This is a genomic window from Agreia sp. Leaf244, assembly GCF_001422695.1.
Lineage (GTDB): Bacteria > Actinomycetota > Actinomycetes > Actinomycetales > Microbacteriaceae > Agreia.
The window spans coordinates 409,726-427,832 of record NZ_LMLX01000004.1 but is presented as its reverse complement, the minus strand read 5'-3'; the positions used below and the strand labels follow the sequence as shown (position 1 = coordinate 427,832).

Annotated in this window: 20 protein-coding genes and 1 pseudogene; 15 read left to right on the top strand and 6 right to left on the bottom strand. The window is 68.2% G+C overall.

The window, feature by feature from the left end:
- Positions 1-91: 91 nt before the first annotated feature.
- Entirely contained in the window at positions 92-586 is a 495-nt protein-coding gene (locus ASF06_RS14165) for a hypothetical protein (protein ID WP_055948352.1), read from the top strand.
- Positions 583-2,265, top strand: a complete 1,683-nt coding sequence (locus ASF06_RS14160; RefSeq protein ID WP_055948346.1) for a RecQ family ATP-dependent DNA helicase — start codon at positions 583-585, stop codon at positions 2,263-2,265. The genes ASF06_RS14165 and ASF06_RS14160 overlap by 4 nt, the downstream gene beginning before the upstream one ends.
- Positions 2,266-2,286: 21 nt before the next feature.
- On the opposite strand, the gene ASF06_RS19875 is transcribed toward ASF06_RS14160, so the two are convergent.
- The gene (locus ASF06_RS19875) at positions 2,287-2,460 is read right to left on the bottom strand and encodes a hypothetical protein (RefSeq protein ID WP_200920379.1); all 174 of its coding nucleotides are present in this window, start codon (positions 2,458-2,460) and stop codon (positions 2,287-2,289) included.
- Positions 2,461-2,591: 131 nt separating this feature from the next.
- Between ASF06_RS19875 and ASF06_RS14155 the strand changes: the two genes are divergently transcribed.
- Positions 2,592-2,798, top strand: a complete 207-nt coding sequence (locus tag ASF06_RS14155) for a hypothetical protein (protein WP_055933430.1) — start codon at positions 2,592-2,594, stop codon at positions 2,796-2,798.
- Positions 2,799-2,864: 66 nt separating this feature from the next.
- On the opposite strand, the gene ASF06_RS14150 is transcribed toward ASF06_RS14155, so the two are convergent.
- On the bottom strand, positions 2,865-3,527 hold the full coding sequence (locus ASF06_RS14150; protein WP_055933427.1) for a TetR/AcrR family transcriptional regulator: 663 nt from the start codon (positions 3,525-3,527) through the stop codon (positions 2,865-2,867).
- A 128-nt stretch (positions 3,528-3,655) separates the two neighbouring features.
- Here ASF06_RS14150 and ASF06_RS14145 point away from each other — a divergent pair, with 128 nt between their 5' ends.
- Positions 3,656-3,973, top strand: coding sequence for a DUF3072 domain-containing protein (locus ASF06_RS14145; RefSeq protein WP_055948591.1), 318 nt, complete (start codon positions 3,656-3,658; stop codon positions 3,971-3,973).
- 26 nt (positions 3,974-3,999) lie between these two features.
- Here ASF06_RS14145 and ASF06_RS14140 read toward each other — a convergent pair whose 3' ends face one another.
- Positions 4,000-5,067 carry a Gfo/Idh/MocA family protein gene (locus tag ASF06_RS14140; RefSeq protein WP_055948343.1) on the bottom strand — a complete coding sequence of 356 codons (1,068 nt, stop codon included), beginning with the start codon at positions 5,065-5,067 and terminating at the stop codon, positions 4,000-4,002.
- Between the two features lie 105 nt (positions 5,068-5,172).
- On the opposite strand from ASF06_RS14140, the gene ASF06_RS14135 reads away from it, so the two are divergent.
- Positions 5,173-5,772: an RBBP9/YdeN family alpha/beta hydrolase gene (locus ASF06_RS14135; RefSeq protein WP_055948340.1), complete on the top strand. Its 600-nt coding sequence runs from the start codon at positions 5,173-5,175 to the stop codon at positions 5,770-5,772.
- 19 nt (positions 5,773-5,791) lie between these two features.
- Here ASF06_RS14135 and ASF06_RS14130 read toward each other — a convergent pair whose 3' ends face one another.
- Positions 5,792-6,157, bottom strand: a complete 366-nt coding sequence (locus ASF06_RS14130; protein ID WP_055948337.1) for a DUF1801 domain-containing protein — start codon at positions 6,155-6,157, stop codon at positions 5,792-5,794.
- A gap of 272 nt (positions 6,158-6,429) precedes the next feature.
- On the opposite strand from ASF06_RS14130, the gene ASF06_RS14125 reads away from it, so the two are divergent.
- Together ASF06_RS14125 and ASF06_RS20120 are read left to right on the top strand one after the other, a co-directional pair.
- Positions 6,430-7,437: a hypothetical protein gene (locus ASF06_RS14125; protein WP_157439218.1), complete on the top strand. Its 1,008-nt coding sequence runs from the start codon at positions 6,430-6,432 to the stop codon at positions 7,435-7,437.
- Positions 7,438-7,550: 113 nt separating this feature from the next.
- Positions 7,551-8,630, top strand: a pseudogene (locus ASF06_RS20120) (chaplin family protein); the annotation flags it as partial.
- Between the two features lie 1,070 nt (positions 8,631-9,700).
- Here ASF06_RS20120 and ASF06_RS14115 read toward each other — a convergent pair.
- Entirely contained in the window at positions 9,701-10,189 is a 489-nt protein-coding gene (locus ASF06_RS14115; RefSeq protein ID WP_055948325.1) for an SRPBCC family protein, read from the bottom strand.
- Positions 10,190-10,491: 302 nt separating this feature from the next.
- Between ASF06_RS14115 and ASF06_RS14110 the strand changes: the two genes are divergently transcribed.
- Positions 10,492-11,139 (top strand): dienelactone hydrolase family protein, encoded by a 648-nt coding sequence (locus tag ASF06_RS14110; protein ID WP_055948322.1) that lies wholly within the window; start codon positions 10,492-10,494, stop codon positions 11,137-11,139.
- 58 nt (positions 11,140-11,197) lie between these two features.
- Here ASF06_RS14110 and ASF06_RS14105 read toward each other — a convergent pair whose 3' ends face one another.
- Complete coding sequence (locus ASF06_RS14105; RefSeq protein ID WP_055948318.1) at positions 11,198-11,716, bottom strand: DinB family protein; 519 nt, start codon at positions 11,714-11,716, stop codon at positions 11,198-11,200.
- 99 nt (positions 11,717-11,815) lie between these two features.
- Here ASF06_RS14105 and ASF06_RS14100 point away from each other — a divergent pair, with 99 nt between their 5' ends.
- From ASF06_RS14100 to nadB, 7 genes are all read left to right on the top strand, one after another.
- A complete protein-coding gene (locus ASF06_RS14100; protein WP_055948315.1) occupies positions 11,816-12,115 on the top strand; it encodes a DUF2470 domain-containing protein in 300 nt (99 codons plus the stop codon).
- An 80-nt stretch (positions 12,116-12,195) separates the two neighbouring features.
- Positions 12,196-12,849 (top strand): biliverdin-producing heme oxygenase, encoded by a 654-nt coding sequence (locus ASF06_RS14095; RefSeq protein WP_055933388.1) that lies wholly within the window; start codon positions 12,196-12,198, stop codon positions 12,847-12,849.
- A 165-nt stretch (positions 12,850-13,014) separates the two neighbouring features.
- On the top strand, positions 13,015-13,797 hold the full coding sequence (locus ASF06_RS14090) for a hypothetical protein (protein ID WP_082500963.1): 783 nt from the start codon (positions 13,015-13,017) through the stop codon (positions 13,795-13,797).
- Positions 13,798-13,849: 52 nt separating this feature from the next.
- A complete protein-coding gene (locus ASF06_RS14085) occupies positions 13,850-14,176 on the top strand; it encodes a PRC-barrel domain-containing protein (RefSeq protein ID WP_055948312.1) in 327 nt (108 codons plus the stop codon).
- A gap of 178 nt (positions 14,177-14,354) precedes the next feature.
- Positions 14,355-15,032, top strand: coding sequence for an NUDIX hydrolase (locus ASF06_RS14080; protein WP_055948308.1), 678 nt, complete (start codon positions 14,355-14,357; stop codon positions 15,030-15,032).
- Positions 15,033-15,111: 79 nt separating this feature from the next.
- The gene (gene nadA / locus ASF06_RS14075) at positions 15,112-16,428 is read left to right on the top strand and encodes a quinolinate synthase NadA (RefSeq protein ID WP_055948306.1); all 1,317 of its coding nucleotides are present in this window, start codon (positions 15,112-15,114) and stop codon (positions 16,426-16,428) included.
- Position 16,429: 1 nt separating this feature from the next.
- Positions 16,430-18,106, top strand: coding sequence for an L-aspartate oxidase (gene nadB / locus ASF06_RS14070; RefSeq protein ID WP_055948303.1), 1,677 nt, complete (start codon positions 16,430-16,432; stop codon positions 18,104-18,106).
- Position 18,107: the final 1 nt, after the last annotated feature.

Here is an 18,107-nt window from a genome sequence, read left to right as displayed (position 1 = left end):
TCCGCGATCCCAGCGTACTCTGGCAAACCGACAGTTGTCTGTTTTCATCCCGCACTGGGCAGGCTCGGAGGATGCCGCTAGCGTCGAGGTCGTGACCGACTCCTTCACCTCTCTTCCCGACTGGATCGCGGCCGTCGCCTCGAGCCTCGCCTTCGTGGCTGCCGGCCTCGCCATCTACCCGGCCTGGCGCGCGTTCCGGCTCGAACAGAAGAGAGACGACCGGGCGGAGGTCGAGACGTTCTCGGTGTGGTGGGCGTCGCATCCCCGGCCCGGGGCGCCCGGCAAGAAGGACTGGGGCCTCATCGTCAGCAACAGCGGGCATCGCGTTCTCTGGAACATCGAACTCGGCATCGTGTCGCGCGCGAAACCGAAGCCGGCCACGGTGCAGATGCTCCCTCCCGGCCGCTACTTCATGCACTCGAACGAGACCTCGTGGGACTTCCTGACCGAGGTCTCGTCCGACACCCAGGAATACAGCCCCATCACCGAAGCCAAGACCCACAAGGTCACGGGCTACTCGCTCACCGACAGCTCCGGCACGCGCTGGGCCTGGGAGCCGGCCACAGGCATCCGGAGAGACCAATGACCGAGGCCAAGGCGATGCCCGCCGACGCGACGAGCGATGCCGCCATCGCCCTGGCCGCACGCGACGTGTTCGGCTGGGCGACCCTGCGCGAGGGCCAGCTCGAAGCGGTGCGCGCCCCGGTCTCCGGCAGAGACGTGCTCGCCGTCATGCCCACCGGCTACGGCAAATCGGCCGTCTACCAGCTCGCGGGAACGGTTCGTGGTGGCGTCACCGTCGTGGTCTCGCCTCTCATCGCCCTGCAAGACGATCAGGTGCGGTCGCTGCGCGAGAAGCACGGCCTCGTCGCCGCCGCGATCAACTCGTCCCAGTCCGATAGCGAGAACCATCAGGCCTGGGCCGATGTCGAGAGCGGCGAGCCCTGCTTCGTCTTCCTCTCTCCGGAGCAGCTCGCGAAAGAGTCCGTCGTCGCGCGACTGATCGACCGTGGCGTCTCGCTCTTCACTGTCGACGAGGCGCACTGCGTCTCAGCGTGGGGCCACGACTTCAGACCCGACTATCTTGGCCTCGGCGAGGTGATCGACCGGCTCGGCCACCCTCCCGTCGTCGCGCTCACCGCCACCGGCTCCGGCCCGGTGCGCGACGACATCGTCGACAGGCTCGGCCTGCGCGACGCGCTCGTGCTCGCGCGGGGCTTCGACCGGCCGAACATCAGGCTCGAGGTGGTGCGGCACGAGAGCGACGACGACAAGCGCCGGGCCGTCGTGCAGCAGGTCGTGGATGCTGTCGGTGCCGGTCTCGTGTACGTCGCGACCCGCGCCGACGCGGAACGATACGCCGACGCCCTGCAGGCCCGAGGCATCCCCGCAGCCGCCTATCACGCGGGCCTTCCCGACGCCCACCGAGAGGAGGTGCACGAGCGATTCATCGACGGCCGAACCGATGTCGTCGTGGGCACGAGTGCGTTCGGCATGGGGATCGACAAGCCCGACGTGCGGTTCGTGGTGCATGAAGCGGTCACCGACTCCATCGACAGCTACTACCAGGAGGTCGGGCGGGCCGGCCGAGACGGCGCAGTCGCCCTGGCGACCCTGCACTACAGGGCCGAAGACCTCGGACTGCGCACGTTCTTCGCATCGGGCGTTCCGTCGCGCGAGTCGATCTCGCTGGCCTTCGCCGCGATCAAGACGTCACCGGGCCTCTCGCTGTCGCAGCTGGCAGACGCGCTCGACGTCTCTGCGCGGTCAGCGCGAGCCCTCGTCAACCTTCTCGAGGAGTCCGAGCTGGTGACCTCGACGGCCTCGGGCCTCAGCACGATCGGCCGACGATCGCCGACCGTGGCGGCGCGCATCGCATCAGAGAAGGCGGCGGCCCTGCACCGCGTGGAGAAGTCGCGCGTGCAGATGGTTCGGGGCTACGCGGAGACCCTCGAGTGCCGACGTATCTTTCTGCTCGGATACTTCGGCGAGAACCTGGGTGCCCCCTGCGGCAACTGCGACACCTGCTCCTCGGGCAGCGCCCAGCAGGAGTTCGCCCGCGAGCACACGACGGCCCCGCACGACGGCGACGGGGCGGGCGCCTATCCGCTCAACACCCGGGTGCGCCACGCGAAATGGGGCCAGGGTGTAGTGATGCGTGTCGAAGAAGACAGGATCACCGTGTTCTTCGACGACGAGGGCTACAAGGTGCTGTCGATCGAGGCGGTGCAGCAGCATCGACTGCTTACTCTGCTGCCCGCCTGACCGACCGCCCTCGGCCCGCCGTCAGTTCTGCGCGGGGTCGCCGAGGTCCTTCTCCGCGCTGTCGCCGGCGTGCTCGTCCTCTTCGACGTTGAAGTGAGACGCCTCGCCGTGTCCCAGCGCGATTCCGTCGTCGGAGTTCGGGATGGTGCCGTCTTTTCCGAGCTTCTCGCCCTCGGTGGGGATGTTGTCTGACATGTCGCTCCTTCGCTTCGGTGTTCGCCATCAGTCAAGCGCGATCGATGCTGAATGGTCAGGGGGTGGCGCGTTCCCGCCCGACATGCTTGCCTTGTCGTGCCATCCGGCCACGCAGTGAGAGAGGACGAAACATGAGCGACCAGCAGAGCGAATTCGACGAGAAAGAGGTCGACAAGGGCGAGCAGATCATCCCCGGGGTCGAGACCGAGGGCAACGCGGCCGCCGAGGCAGTCTCGCACTCGTTCGGCACCGTCGAGGAGCAGCTGCCCACAGACGGCGTCGGCGACGACGACCTCGATCTGCGCTCACCGGGGGCCGGGTCGACCGAAGCGGACTAGGCGGTCGCTCGGGGGCCGGCGGTCGCTCGGGAGCCGGCGGTCGGTCGGGAGCCGGCGGCCCGCCGGCTACTCGACGACGTAGCTCTGGGTGCGCTCGAGGAACTTCTCGAGGTATTCGGTGGCGATGCGCGTGCACTCGTCGATGAAGAACTGATCGCCCGATGGATCGGTCTCGAACGCCTTCGCGGTGAGCGTGTCGACGATCTCGACCACGACCTCGACGTGCTTGAGCAGATCGGGTCGGTCGCGCGACACTTCGAAGCGCTCGAAGAAGAGTTCACCCACCTGATGCGCGAGAACGGTGCGGTTGCTGTCGGTGTTGTCGATCAGATTGCGGTCGATCGCGTCTCCGAGGCGCAGCCAGCGGAAGCCGGGCTCGGTACGGAAGAGCCCGCAGTAGGCCATGATGACCCGGCCGAGCAGCTCCTGCCACTCGGCGTCCCGGCTTTCGAGCGCCGCCTGCGACGTCTGCATCAGACGGGTGAGATTACGCGTCGCGAGCGCGGCCGCGATGGCGGGCATGCCGTCGAAGTACCGGTAGATGCCCGGTCCGGACATGCCGACCCGCTTGGCGATGAGCGTGGGCGACAGGCTGCCGTAGCCGACCTCGTCGATCAGAGCCGCAGTCGTATCGAGAATGAGTTCGATGCGCTGTGTGCTGCGATCCTGGCGCGGGCTGCGGCGCAGGGCTGCGCGCGGCACGACGTCGACGAGTTCATTGGTGGACATGGGTCCCAAGACTACTTGTTGTTCCTGACCCTCGAACAGGGGTGAGACGCTCGCGAATCCGCTACTCCGCAGAGACCGGATGCGCCACCCCCGCCGTCGTGTCGGCCGTCGGCCGTAGCGTGGGAGGCATGTCAGACATCCAGAACAGCGACGCGTCGGTCGAACCGGCGACACCGTCGGTCACCCAGAACGACTCCGCAGCCTCAGACTCCGCTATCGATGAAGAAGAGACGCTGGGCGCTCCACGCCCAGACGGCGACACCTCGTCTGCCGCCAAAGATCCCGAAGACTGGGTCACCGGCGACGAGCCGATGACCGGCCCGCAGAAGAGCTACCTCGACACGCTAGCTCGCGAGGCCGGCGAGGAGCTTCCGGCCACGCTCACGAAGGCCGAGGCATCCGAGCACATCGACCGGCTGCAGAAGGTCACCGGCCGCGGGCAGTAGAAGCGAACGCTCGCGGCGGCCGTCGCCTATGCGTCGTACGAGCCCGCGGCGCTGTGGATCTGCTCGATGATCTCGAGAGACCGCAGCGACTCGCGCGGGTCGACGGGCAGGGGGCCGCCGCGCAGCAGCGCCTCGGCGAGCAGCTCGTAGAAGGTGGAGTACTTGCCCGCCTGGGTGGGCAGGGCGACCACGTCGCCGTCGACACCGAGAAGACCCCAGCGGTCTTCGCCGTAGACACCGAAGCCGTCGTCGGTGGGCAGCGCGCCGTCGCGCAGCTGCGGCTCCTGAGGGTCGAGCCCCCAGCTCGTGTAGGCCGAGGTCGAGCCGAGCACGTGGAAACGGGGGCCGACCTGCGCAGCCATGCCGTTCATCCAGAGCTGGGTGCGCACGCCCGATGAGTGCCTCAGCAGAACCGTGGTGTCGTCGTCGGCCACGCCGTCTTCTCGGCGGGTGATCACTTCGGCGTGAATCTCCTCGACGTCTCCGAAGAGCTGCAGGGCCTGGTCGAGCAAGTGCACGCCCAGGTCGTAGAGAATGCCGCCGCCTTCCGAGGCGGTGGCCTCCGCCTTCCACGACTTCGCCTGCACCGGCTTCCACCATTCGAAGCGCGACTCGAAGCGTCGCACCTCACCGAGCTGGCCGGCCTCGAGCAACGAGGCCAGGGTCAGGAAGTCGCCGTCCCACCGGCGGTTCTGAAAGACCGTGAACGGCAGGCCGAGCCGCTCGGCCTTCTCGATGAGCGCCAGGCCCTCGGCGCTGGTGACGGCGAACGGCTTGTCGACCACGACGGCGACCCCCGCATCCAACGCCCTGTCGGCCAGTGCGGCGTGCGTGCCCGACGGCGAGCCGATCACCACGAGGTCGAGTTGCCCCCGCGTCGCGCGCTCGAACAGTTCGTCGACGCTGTCGACGATGACGGCTGACGGATGCAGGCGGGCGGCTTCAGCGGCACGCTCGGCGTTCGCCGTGACGATCACCGACACCTCGAAGTCGGGATTCGTGGCGAGGAAGGGCGCGTGGAACACCCGACCGGAGAGTCCGAATCCGATGACTCCGGTGCGGATGGGACGAGAGAAGGGAGTGGCTGAAGGCATGCTTCGAGGCTATCGGGATGCGCTGGCGGTAATCGATAGCTCATCGGCAGAAACGACCGCATGTTTCGCTGTACTGCAGTTCGGGGCGGCACCAGAATCGTCTGCATGACCGCACGGCACTCCGGGTTCCTCCTCCTGCACGGCTGGCAGAACGAGCGACCGCCCGAGCACTGGCAGCACCTAACCGCGCGCGCCCTGCGCGACCGCGGCGTGCTGGTGGAGTACCCGCAGCTGCCCTCGCCGCACTCCCCCTTCGTCTCCGAATGGTCGGCGTCGGTTCTGGATGCGCTGGGTCGGCTGCACGACACCGACCGAGTCGACGACGTGGTCGTGATCGCACACAGCCTGTCGGTTCTGCTGTGGCTGGGGGCGAGGCCGGATTCGCCCGTCGAGATCTCGAGGGTGCTTCTGGTGGCCCCGCCCTCGGTCGAGGTGGCCGCGGGTTTCGCCGAGATCGCGGCCTTCGCCGCGCTGCCCCTCGCCGTGTCACCGATCGATGCCGGGCGCACGACCCTTGTGGCGAGCGACGACGACCCGTTCAATCCCGACGGCGCCGAGTCCTCGTTCGGCCGTCCGCTCTCGCTTCCGACCATCGTTCTGCCGGGCCAGGGCCACTTCACGCCGGACTCCGGCTACGGAGAGTGGCCGTCGCTGCTGGAGTGGTGCGCCGACCCGGCCACGCGCATCCGGAGCCGCGAGGCATGAGGACACGACGAGGCCTGCCTCACTGCGAGCGCCGCACCAGTTCGTTCAGCACGCGCGTGAGTTCGGGCAGCTTCGCTGTGACGTCGTCGGCGCCGCGCAGGTAGACCATGCGGCGGCCGTCGGCGTAATCGCCCTCGAGCAGCTCACTGTCGATCGACGGCGCATCCGGGTGATGGAAGACGAGGTGCAGGTAGTCGTCGGGACGCAGCATGAAGGTGTACAGGTAGTCGCTCGCGACTCGATAGCTCGGAGCGTTCCACTTCCATTCCTCGACGATCGCGGGGTCGATCGCGCGGGTGATGTCGCGCAGGCGATCGATCTGAGCGCGCAGAGGATGGGCGCGCAGGTCGAGCGCGGCATCGACGGAGGGCGGCTTCTTCGGCATGACGACAGGCTAGTGGCCGGTCATTCGCGCCCGCTGAACTGAAAAAACTCCACGAGATAGTTCCTGTCTCGAGATAAAGAGTCGGCGTTCAGGGAAGGCCCAGCAGATTCGGGGATTGAAGCGTTTTACCGGTGCAGGCTGCATCATAAGCAGCGGCCGAAAACGAGTCGAATCATCACGTTGTCGCTTCGTCCCGAAATATTCGAGCTCCTTTACCCGGCGAATGCGACGTGCCTAGGTTTGGGGGTAATCAGCCGTTGGGGGTGATTGACGTGGATGCCATCGAAGAGCACCGACCCGTCAGTCGACTGCGGCTTCTTTTGCTCGGAGGGCTCGTCGGAGCCGGCTTCGTCGTCGGGGGAATTCTGCTCTCGCCGACCTCGGCGCATGCAGACGATGGCCTCCTCGGCGGCGTCGGAGGCGTCGTTTCCGGCGTGACCCAGCCGGTCTCCCAGATCGTCGACTCTGTCGTCGACACCGCTGTTCCCGTGGTCGAAGACGTCACCACCATGGTGCCCGAACCCGTTGCAGAAGTCGTGCAGCCGGTGGTGGAACCCGTCGTCGACCAGGTCGTCGTTCCCGTCGTCGAGGCGGTGCCCGACGCGCCCGTGGCCGAGATCGTGCAGCCCGTCACCGACGTGGTGGACCCTGTCGTTGCGGCCGTTCCGGTCGTCGGAGACATCCTCGGATCCACACCGACGGCAAGCGTCACGGCGCCGGTCGTCGAGCTCGCCGACTCCACTGTCGGGCAGGTGACGACGACCGTCGTGACGGTCGCACCCGCGCTCCCCGGAGCATCCGGACCGACCGGCCCCGGCGGAATCATCCCGTCGATCCCGGGCCTGGATCTTCCCGGTTCCTCGGCCGTTTCTCCCGCCGGCACAAGCGATGTCCTCCAGGCATCGGGTTCTGTGGTTGCCTCCCTCGAGGGGTTGTCAGGCGGTGCCCTGCCGGCGACTGCGGGCGCCTCTGCCGCATCCGTTTCTTCTTCTGGTCTCCCCGCCCCGGGACAGGCCGGTTCCGCCAGCTCTTCAACGCCTCCGGTGCCGGGTGCCCCTGCGCCCGCCGGGCATCCTGAGGGTTCTCCCGTGGTCTTGCCCACTCCGTCTGGCAGTGGCGGCGCGGGAACGGGCGGCGGGGCCGGTTCCGGCGGGGTCGCCTCGCTCGACGCGCTCTCAGGCTCACTCTTCGCGCATGCCGCAATCACGCTGCGCGCGCTCGAATCCGACGACGCTCTTCCTGCTTCGCCGACATTCGACCTCGGTTCGACTCCTGACTGACTGAGTTCGCACCTGCCTGGAGTTCAGGGGCAGACGATGCGAACCACCTCCCCCGCGCGGTCGCGCGGCTGGAGCTCATCAGTCACAACAATCTTTCTTGGAGTTGAACCATCATGAAGAAATTCATTCAGAGAGGGCTGTACTTCACCCTCTTCGTCGGAGGCCTCTCGTGCCTCGGCGTCGCCGCAGCCAACGCTGCGGACACCACATCAGGCGAAGACGGCCTGGTGTCGGGAACCCAGGCCGTGATCGGTCTCGAGGTTCCGGTCGACCTCTCGGGCAACGCGATCAGCATCCTCGGGGATGCGACGACCACGGCACCCGAGGCGGCTCCCGCCGCCGAGCCGGCACCGGCCGCCGAGTCGGCACCGGCCGCCGAGCCGGCCGCCGAGCCGGCACCGGAACCCGTCGCTGAGGCGACGACCTCCGGCGACGACGGCGTCGCATCCGGCACGCAGGCCATCGTCGACATCGACGTTCCGATCGACGTGTCGGGCAATGCGATCAGCGTTGTCGGCGACTCGGAGCAGTCGGGCGCCACAGAGTCCGCACCTGCACCGGAGGCCCCGGCGGAGGCCGCCCCTGTGGCCACCACCACCGGGAGCGATTCGCTTCTCGGCGGAACGCAGGGACTGGTCGACGTCGACATCCCGATCACCGTCGGCGGCAACGCCATCACGGTGATCGGCGACTCGAGCAGCTCGGGCAGCACGAGCACGACGGGCGAATCGTCCGAGCCGTCCGGCACCCCTGCCGGCACCGGCGCGTCCACCTCGGGTGAGGACGGAGTCCTCGGCGGAACGCAGATCGTGCCCGTCGTCGGAGCGCCCGTCGACGCTGGCGGTAACGCGATCACGGTGATCGGCGACGCGGAGTCCACCGATTCGGGCACCACCGGCGGMACSACCGGCGGAACCGGAACAACCGGCACCGGCGCAACGACCGATGGCACCGACGCGGTGCTCGGCGGAACGCAGGTCGTGGGCGACATCGGAGCCCCCGTCACGGTTGGCGGCAACGCCATCACGGTGATCGGCGACGCCGAGTCCACCGACTCCAGCACCACCGGCGGAACCACCGGCGGAACCGGAACCGGCACGACCGGCACCGGCGCATCCACCTCGGGTGAAGACGGAGTCCTCGGCGGAACCCAGATCGTTCCCGTCATCGGAGCCCCCATCACCGCAGGCGGTNTCACCGGCGGAACCACCGGCGGAACCGGAACCGGCACGACCGGCACCGGCGCATCCACCTCGGGTGAAGACGGAGTCCTCGGCGGAACCCAGATCGTTCCCGTCATCGGAGCCCCCATCACCGCAGGCGGTAACGCCATCACCGTGATCGGCGACCCGACGACATCGGGATCGACCGTCACCGGCGGAACCACCGGCGGAACCGGAACCGGCACGACCGGCACCGGCGCATCCACCTCGGGTGAAGACGGAGTCCTCGGCGGAACCCAGATCGTTCNCACCGGCGGAACCACCGGCGGAACCGGAACCGGCACGACCGGCACCGGCGCATCCACCTCGGGTGAAGACGGAGTCCTCGGCGGAACCCAGATCGTTCCCGTCATCGGAGCCCCCATCACCGCAGGCGGCAACGCCATCACCGTGATCGGCGACCCGACGACATCGGGATCGACCGTCACCGGCGGAACCACCGGCGGATCGACGGAGAACACGACCGACGGCGAGGGCAGCATCGGAGGAGGGACCCAGATCATTCCGGTGATCAGCCTTCCGATCGACCTGGGCGGCAACGCCATCACCGTGATCGGCGACCCGACGGTCACCCCGACCGACCCGACCGATCCCACGGACCCCACTGACCCGACGGACCCCACGGACCCCACCGATCCGACGGACCCGACGGACCCCACGGACCCGACCGATCCCACGGACCCGACGGACCCCACGGACCCGACCGACCCGGTCACCCCGGGCACGCCGACCACCACCACCGTGGTGACCACCGGTAGCGTCACCGCCGGGGGCTCCTCGGCTTCGGGCTACACCGCCGGAACAGACGCCTCGGGCCTCGCCCTCACCGGCGTCTCGGCGGCACCGATCGCGGGAGCCATCGCGCTCCTGCTGCTGGCCGGACTTGCTCTGATGATCACCTCGCGCAAGAAGGGCGCTCGTATCTGACGATCACGTCCGAACAGACCCGTGCCGGGCACCGCCACCCCCGTGTGGTGCCCGGTACGGGCGTGTCCGCGCCCGGAGAGGTCGATGATCCTCGAGGTCGATGATCGCTGACGTCAGGGTCGGGGATCGGACACCGCGGCCAGCACGATCGGGTCTTCGCATCCCCTCGCGAAACCGCGGATGCGTCGGTCGATATCGTGCTGAAGAACCACTGCGCCGATGCGTTCCGCGATCGGCGCGAGCCACTTCGGCTTGCACGAGAAGTTGTAGCGCCAGACGGCGAGCGTGTGACCGGGCCGGTCATCGGCGGCGTTGAATCGCCAGCCGCCGCCCAGCCTCTCGAAGAACCACGAGCCCTTCGTCATCTTCATGCCGACGTTCGAGGGCGGCTTGTACGACACGTACTCGCTCTCCATCCGGAAGCCGAAGCGCTGCACGGTATAGGTGTGCACCCCTTTGGCCGGCGATGTCGCGCCGTGCATGAAGTACTGCCTTCTGATGAACGGATCCCACCGCTTTCGAATCTCGCCGGTCGTCTGGGAGATCGCGAATGCCGTCTCGACATCGACCGGAACGACGCAGCGGGACTCGACGACGGGCATGCTTCATCCTGTCACGCGGTGCTCCCCTTCAGCGCGAAAGTGCTGCGCGGTACTGAGGTGGCGCACATGGCGGCTTCGCTCGCAGGAAACCCACCATGTGTGACATCTCATTGCCGCGAGGCTCGAGGTGCCTGCAGTCAGGTGGCGCAGATGGCTGCTCGGAGCCGCGAGAATCCGCCGTGTGTGACATCTCGCAGGGAGCAATCGATACGCCAGCTCGTTCCTCGCGCGGCCACTCAATCAGCGCAGGGTTGGGGAACGGCGCTCGATAGACTTCGACAGCGGCCGAAGGAGGACTCCACGTGACAGAGCTCGTCGATATCCCCTCGCCCGGATGGCCGCTGGTGTTCGGCACCGAGGGCCAGCCGGCGGTCGTGCTCGTGCACGACGACTACGGTCGCCTCCCCTACCTGGAGGCCTACGCCACCGCCCTGTCGAAGCAGGGATTCTTCGTCGTGGTTCCCGACCTCTTCAACGGCGTGGCCGCCGTAGACCCCGAAGGCGTCGCCCTGCTTCGATCGCGACTCGACGAGGGCTTCGCCATCGCGACCCTTGCGGATGCGATCGCGCTGGGTCGCAGTTCGGGTGCGGCACGCGTGGGGATCATCGGTATGGGAGTGGGCGGTTGGCTTGCCCTGCGCAGCGCCCAGGAGGGTGCCGTCGACGCAGTCGTGGCGTACTACGCCGGACTGGCCGAGAGCGAGGGCGGCATCGTTCCCTGTCCCGTCGCCCTGCACTTCTCCGAATACGACGACTGGGGCTCCGGGCTCACCGCCGACCTGTTCGTCAGCCGGCTCAAAGAGGTCGGCACCCCCGTGACCCGGCACAACTACATCGGCACGTCGACCTATTTCGCGAATGCGACCATCCCCGCCGCACTCGACAAGAACGCCGCCGCGCTGGCCTTCGCCCGATCGACGTACTTCATGCAGGGCCAGCTGCTCGACTGAGCCCTGGTGGTCTCGTAGGCGGCCCGCAGGCAAAGCTCAGGGAACGGCGCGACCGAGGTCAGCCGCGCACGTCGTGCAGGTGATGCACCGGATCGTGGATGAAGTACTGCGCCAGCGTTTCCACCGAGAAACTCGCACCGTCGCCCCGCCTGCCCGACCGACCCCAGGCATCCGGCGGCACGGCATCGAAGGCGTCGGCGATCGCGTGGCCGGCCTCGACCAGCTGCGCCGAGACGGCCGCCGGGTCCTGCTCGTTGTAACGCTCCTCGACGGCGGTCGCATCCTGATCCCAGTTGGCGAACAGCGGGTCGTTCTCGGCCAGCATCAGCTCGAGGCGGCCCCGCATGGTCGTGAACACGTCGCGCACGTGCGCCGCGTACTCGAGCGGCGACCACGTGTCGTCATCCGGTCGCTCTCTCACATCGGCTCGCTGCAGCACGACAGGCCAGGCGGAGGCGTTGAGGCGGGTGAGGTCGGCGACCTCCCGGGCGTCGGTGGTGGATGCGTCGAAACCGCACTCGGGGCACGGCTTTTCGAGCACCCAGATCCAGCTCTTGGTCTCGGGAACGATAGGCATGGGCCGAGTTTACGGAGCGACCGAGCGACCGCACCAAGTCATTTGCGCCACTCGTCGACGACTTCGTGCCGACCTGCGTCCGACGTATACGCTCGATGGATGAGCACCTTCAGCCCCGACGTCGTGTCCGCCATCCTGAACCACATGAACGGCGATCACACCGACGACAACCTCCTCATCGTGCGGGCGTTCGCGAACCCGGCGGCACGCTCCGCGGTGATGACGGGCTTCGACGGATCGGTCGCGACGTGGGATGCGACCGTCGACGGAGCCACGAGCGAGGTGCGCATCGCCTGGCCGGCCGGTCCGATCACCGAGCGTGCCGAGGTTCGCCGCGAGGTCGTCGCGCTCTACGACGCCGCCTGCGTCAAGCTGGGCATCGAGCCGCGCCCGCACTAGCCGTAGCACGGCTCCTCCTATAAAGTAAGGGCAGGCTAACCTCACGGTTAGAGAACCCCTCATTTTTTGGAGTCGTCATCGTGACCAACGTCATTCCCTTCTCGCAGGCCCTGCGCGAGCGCACCTGGACCAGCCACAGCGAGAGCGAAGGCGCGAGCTTCATGGGCGACCTCATGAGCGGCAAGGGCACTCGCGACGACTACATCGCGCTCGTCGCACAGCACTTCTTCATCTACGAGGCCATCGAGGCCGCCGCCGACCGCATGAAGAACGACCCGGTCGCGGCGCCCTTCATCACCTCCAAGCTCACCCGGCTTCCGGCCATCGAAGAAGACCTCCGTTTCTTGATCGGCGAAGACTGGCGCGAGCAGATCGTTCCTCTGCCGACGACGGCGCGCTACGTGGCACGCATCAACGAGGTCGCGGCGACCTGGAACGGGGGCTTCATCGCCCACCACTACACGCGCTACCTCGGCGACCTGTCGGGCGGCCAGATCATCCGCACACTGATGCAGCGCCAGTTCGGATTCGAGACCAACGGCGTGGGCTTCTACCTGTTCGGCGACATCGCGAAGCCGAAGGAGTTCAAGGAGACATACCGCGCCCAGCTCGACGCCACCGGTTGGGACGATGCCGAGCGCGATCGTGTAATCGACGAGGTTCTCGTGGCCTACCGCTTCAACACCGAGCTGTTCGTCGACCTGGCGAACGCGAAAGCCTCCGCCGTCGCGTAGCCAGCAGCGGTAGCCAGCACGTCCGGTCGGCCCCTGCGCGTCAGGGACGGTGTCAAGCCCATCATCACGCGGGCGTGGAGCGCGTACTGTCCGTGTAAGCGGCGTCCAGGAGTGACCGCGCCAACGCGGAGCACGGAGGCGTCGCGAACGAGGCGAAGGCACATCATGAGCGACCGCGAGCACCCCCAGAACTCCAGCGTCCCGCCCCAGGGCGGCTACGACGGGACCAACGATCCCGAGGTACGCTCCACCACCCCCGCGCCCGCAACGCCGCCACCTGCGCAGCCGCGCGCATCCGCGACCACCGGCTCGACGCCCGAGGGCGCGACGACCACGAGCGGGCTCGAACCGGGCGCCGCCGTGCCCGCCGCGCCCCAGGCATCCCTGCGGCAGGAGGTCCTCGAGCGCGAGAAGGAGGAGTTCGGGGGCGTGAAGGTCGGCTCGGCATTCTTCGGATGGCTGACTGCGACGGGCACCGCCGTGATCCTCACCGCTTTGGTCGCCGCCACCGGTGCCGCCATTGGACTGGGAATCACCGGCGACGCGGATGAGGCCGCCGACCAGGGCGTCGCCAACGCCGACACCGTGGGGATCGCGGGAGCCATCGCGCTGCTCGTCGTGATCTTCGTCGCCTACTACTGCGGCGGATACGTGGCCGGCCGCATGGCCCGCTTCAACGGCATGAAGCAGGGTGTCTTCGTCTGGCTGTGGGCGGTCGTCATCGCCATCGTCGTCGCCATCATCACCGCGATCGCCGGCAGCCAGTACAACGTGCTGGGCAACCTCAACAGCTTCCCGCGGATTCCGATCGACGAGGGTGACCTCACCACGGCCAGCGTGATCACCGCCATCGCCGTGGCCGTCATCAGCCTGATCGGCGCCATCCTGGGCGGCCTCGGCGGAATGCGTTTCCACCGCAAGGTCGACCGCGCCGGCCTCGGCCGCTGACCCGCCCCGCTGAGCACCCGAACACCCACTGAACGAGCCCGAGGAGACACCCATGATCGATTCACGCGACATCGGAGGCATCGTCGGCGCGCCGGCCACCGGCCCCGACGGGCAGAAAGTCGGAACCGTCACGCAGGTGCTGGTCGACGCCGAGACCGGGCGGCCCCAGTGGGCGACCGTGAATCCGGGCCTGTTCTCCGGCTCCGACGCGTTCGTTCCGCTGGACCGCGCGGAGTGGGACAGGGAGCACCTGCGCCTGCCGTATTCGAAGGACCAGCTCAAGGACTCGCCGCGGTTCTCGATCGGAGAAGCGTTGAGTCCGGCCGAACAGGAGCTGCTGCGCCGGCACTACGAGGCCGACGCGGATCCGACCTCCTGACATCTCACTGAGGCCGTACCCCGAGTCCGTTCCCTGAGCTTGTCGAAGGGCATCCCCTTCGACAAGCTCAGGGAACGGACTTTTTTCGGCGTGTTTGCGTTCGGGTCATCATGACACTAAGCTGATTCCAGCACTTAGAGTCATCGATACCTTAAGTCCAGACACGATCGGCACGGCCATGAGCCAGCAGCAGGCGAGCATCGCGGTATCCACCGTGATCTTCGCCCTGCGCAGCGATCCGACCACCGGCGTCAGCACGGTGTGGATACCCGTCGTCCGTCGCATTCGCGAGCCCCACGAGGGCAGATGGGCACTCCCCGGTGGCCCGCTTCGCATCGACGACGACCTCGAGGCGGCGGCCCGAAACCACCTGGTCGAGACCACCGCCCTCACGCCCAAGTACCTCGAACAGCTCTACGCCTTCGGCGACGTCGGTCGCTCCCCCGGTCCGCGAGTCGTCTCGATCGTGTACTGGGCCCTCGTCGAAAGCGACGAGGCGGCCCGGGCCACCGTGGGCGAGAACGTGACCTGGCTCTCGACCGATGAGCTGCCCGAGCTCGCCTTCGATCACAACCTGATCGTCGACTACGCGCTCTGGCGGCTGCGCACCAAGATGGAGTACTCCCGCATCGCGCACGCCTTTCTCGGCGACACGTTCACCCTTGCCCAGCTGCGCGAAGTGCACGAGGCCGTCAGGCAGAAGCCCCTCGACCCCGCGAACTTCCGGCGCATGATCGAGTCCAGCAAGACCGTCGTCCCCACGGGCGACTTCGTCACCGGCGCCCGGCATCGCCCCGCGCGCCTCTACCGCTACGACGGGTCGATCGACCTCGCCGACCGCGGCCCCCTCCGATAGAGAAACCGCCCGTTCCCTGAGCCTGTCGAAGGGAACGGTCTACCCGCTTCGACAGGCTCAGCAAACGAAGAAGACCACCATGACATCCGTCGACACCACCATCCAGCTGCTCACCCGCGAACAGGCAGAAGGCGCGGCCGCCGGCAGCACCTGCACCCCCGACCTCGCACTCGAGCCGTGGACCTTCGACGCGGGCCTGCCGAACTACGGCCCCGGCGCATCCATGACCGACGTCATTCCCACCGGGTCGCCGGTGCAGGGTCGCCTGCCCGCCGAATACACCACGGCGAGCGCCGACGAGCTGGATGCGCGCATCCGGGCCGCGAAGGCGACGCTTGGCGAGCGGGTCCTCGTGCTGGGCCACTTCTACCAGCGCGACGAGGTCGTGCAGTATGCGGACTTCGTGGGCGACTCGTTCCAGCTCGCGAACGCGGCCAAGGCCAAGCCCGACGCCGAGGCCATCGTCTTCTGCGGCGTGCACTTCATGGCCGAGACGGCCGACATCCTGTCGCAGCCGTCGCAGGCGGTCATCCTGCCGAACCTCGCCGCCGGATGCTCGATGGCCGACATGGCCGACATCGATTCGGTTGAAGACGCATGGGCCCAGCTCACAGAGATCTACGGCACGGCGCCGGATGCCGATGGCCGGGTTCCCGTGATTCCGGTCACGTACATGAACAGCTCGGCCGCGCTCAAGGCGTTCTGCGGCCGCAACGGCGGCATCGTGTGCACGTCGTCGAACGCGGCGACGGTGCTCGAGTGGGCCTTCGAGCGCGGGCAGCGGGTGCTCTTCTTTCCCGACCAGCACCTCGGCCGCAACACGGCGAAGGCCATGGGAATCCCGGTGGAACTCATGCCCATGTGGAACCCGCGCAAGCCGCTCGGCGGCAACTCGGCCGACGACCTCGTCGACGCGAAGGTCGTGCTCTGGCACGGGTTCTGCTCGGTGCACAAGCGCTTCACCCCAGCGCAGATCGCCAAGGCCCGCGCCGAGTACCCGGGTGTTCAGGTGATCGTGCACCCCGAGTGCCCTATGGCAGTCGTCGATGCCGCCGATTCCGCGGGCTCGACCGACTTCATCGTCAAGGCGATCCAGGCCGCGCCGGCCGGCTCGACCTTCGCCATCGGAACCGAGATCAACCTCGTGAACCGCCTCGCCGCCGAGTACCCGCAGCACACCATCTTCTGCCTCGACGACGTCATCTGCCCCTGCTCCACGATGTACCGCATCCACCCCGGCTACCTGGCCTGGGTGCTCGAGGGTCTCGTCGACGGGGTGGTGCTCAACCGCATCCAGGTCGCCGACGATGTGATCGCCGACTCGACGGTCGCCCTCGAACGGATGCTCGCGGCCCGGCCGCCCGTGTCGGCCCCCGCCCCGCAGGCCGTGAACTGACATGGCCCGCATCCTGATCGTGGGCAGCGGCATCGCCGGGCTGACCACTGCGCTGCATGCGTCGCAGCTGCACGCGCACGACGTCACCGTGGTGACCAAGGGCGCGCTCGCCGAGAGCAACACCCGCTACGCGCAGGGCGGCATCGCGGCGGCGACCGCGCTCGACGACAGCGCCATCCTGCACGCGCAGGACACCATCCGTGCGGGAGCGGGGCTGACCGACGAGACGGCCGCGCGCGTGCTGGCCGACGAGGGAGCGGCGGCCATCCGGAGCCTGATCGCCTGGGGCGTGCTGTTCGATCACCGGCCGGGAAGTTCCGAGCCCGATCGCGCGCTCGAGGCCGCCCACTCACGGCCTCGAGTGCTGCACGCGGGTGGAGACGCCACGGGCGCGGCGATCGAGGCCGCACTGGTCACGGCCGTGCGAGCGAGCGGCGTCGCCATCCGCGAGCACACCATGCTCACCGACCTCGTGCTAGCCGACGCGTCCGGCATCCGCGCCCGTTCGGCGCATCCGCTGCCGGCCGACCAGACGCCGATGAACCCAAGGGGTGCGGATGCCGACGGGTCGTCGAGCCGCGTCGTCGGCATCGAGGTACTGCGGGGCGACGGCGAACGCGAAGTGCTGCTCGCCGACGCGGTCGTACTCGCCACCGGCGGGGCCGGGCAGCTCTACTCGCACACCACGAATCCTGCGATCGCGACGGGCGACGGCCTCGCCGCAGCGCTGAGGGCGGGAGTCGCCACCGCAGACCTGGAGTTCTACCAGTTCCATCCCACGACGCTCGCGGCACCCGGCAACTTCCTCGTCTCCGAGGCCGTGAGGGGCGAGGGCGCCGTGCTGCGCAATGAGCGCGGCGAACGATTCATGGTCGGAGTGCACCCCGACGCCGAGCTCGCCCCGCGCGATGTCGTCGCGCGCGCGATTGCCGCCGAGATGGCAAAGCAGAACGGCGTGCCCGTGAATCTGGATGCCCGGGGGATCGACCGCGAGACCGTCGCGACCCGCTTTCCCACGATCATGACGGCGTGCGCGGCGGCGGGGTTCGACCTGGCCGACGGGCTTGTTCCCGTGGTGCCGGCAGCGCACTACTACATGGGCGGCATCGCGACCGATCTCGTCGGGAGGACCTCGCACGAGGGACTCTTCGCCGTGGGCGAGGCGGCCTGCACAGGAGTTCACGGGGCCAACCGCCTCGCCTCGAACAGCCTGCTCGAGGGCGCGGTCTTCGGTCGACGCGTGGCGGCGGCGCTGTCGGCCGACCCGTTCCCTGAGCTTGTCGAAGGGATGGACGACCTCTCCAGAACTCCGCTCCCTGAGGCTGTCGAAGGGATGGACGACCCCCTTCGACAGGCTCAGGGAACGGGTGTCGACCGTTCCGAGCTGCAGGAGGCCATGTGGCACTACGCAGGGCTGACGCGCTCGGGTGTCGGCCTCGCCACGGCCGCAGCCCGCCTGCGGGTCTGGGCCGAGGCATCCGGAGCCCGTGACGACAGCCGCACGGCCGACCGCGAGCGCATCGAGACCGACAACCTGCTCACGGTGGCCCGCGCCCTCGCCGCCGCCGCCCAGGCGCGGCGCGAATCGCGGGGCGCGCACTCTCGAACCGACCATCCGCAGACCGACGCCATCGCCACGCGCGAGGCGGCCCGCACGCTCCAGACACAGGGACTCTGAC